The sequence below is a fragment of the Veillonella intestinalis genome (assembly GCF_943193155.1).
Classification (GTDB): Bacteria; Bacillota; Negativicutes; order Veillonellales; family Veillonellaceae; genus Veillonella_A; species Veillonella_A intestinalis.
Map to the genome: position 1 here is coordinate 1 of NZ_CALPDB010000012.1, position 1118 is coordinate 1118.

1 protein-coding gene is annotated in these 1118 nt (G+C 51.3%); it reads left to right on the forward strand.

What is annotated here, in order from left to right; genetic code table 11:
- The coding region (locus NFR44_RS09415) for an aminoglycoside adenylyltransferase family protein (protein WP_035558573.1) at positions 1-562 on the forward strand (562 nt) is incomplete at its 5' end.
- Positions 563-1118 lie beyond the last annotated feature (556 nt).

Here is a 1118-nt window from a genome sequence, read left to right on the forward strand (position 1 = left end):
GGGTGAAAGCGAAATTCTGCGTGCGGTGGAAGTGACCATCGTGGTGCATGATGACATTATTCCGTGGCGTTATCCGGCGAAACGTGAGCTGCAGTTTGGCGAATGGCAGCGTAACGATATTCTGGCCGGCATTTTTGAACCGGCGACCATTGATATCGATCTGGCCATTCTGCTGACCAAAGCGCGTGAACATAGCGTGGCGCTGGTTGGTCCGGCAGCGGAAGAACTGTTTGATCCGGTGCCGGAACAGGACCTGTTTGAAGCGCTGAACGAAACCCTGACCCTGTGGAACAGCCCGCCGGATTGGGCGGGTGATGAACGCAACGTGGTGCTGACCCTGAGCCGTATTTGGTATAGCGCGGTGACCGGCAAAATTGCGCCGAAAGATGTGGCGGCGGATTGGGCCATGGAACGTCTGCCGGCGCAGTATCAGCCGGTGATTCTGGAAGCGCGTCAGGCGTATCTGGGCCAGGAAGAAGATCGTCTGGCCAGCCGTGCGGATCAGCTGGAAGAATTTGTGCATTACGTGAAAGGCGAAATTACCAAAGTGGTGGGTAAATAATAACTGTCAGACCAAGTTTACTCATATATACTTTAGATTGATTTAAAACTTCATTTTTAATTTAAAAGGATCTAGGTGAAGATCCTTTTTGATAATCTCATGACCAAAATCCCTTAACGTGAGTTTTCGTTCCACTGAGCGTCAGACCCCGTAGAAAAGATCAAAGGATCTTCTTGAGATCCTTTTTTTCTGCGCGTAATCTGCTGCTTGCAAACAAAAAAACCACCGCTACCAGCGGTGGTTTGTTTGCCGGATCAAGAGCTACCAACTCTTTTTCCGAAGGTAACTGGCTTCAGCAGAGCGCAGATACCAAATACTGTTCTTCTAGTGTAGCCGTAGTTAGGCCACCACTTCAAGAACTCTGTAGCACCGCCTACATACCTCGCTCTGCTAATCCTGTTACCAGTGGCTGCTGCCAGTGGCGATAAGTCGTGTCTTACCGGGTTGGACTCAAGACGCTAGTTACCGGATAAGGCGCAGCGGTCGGGCTGAACGGGGGGTTCGTGCACACAGCCCAGCTTGGAGCGAACGACCTACACCGAACTGAGATACCCAC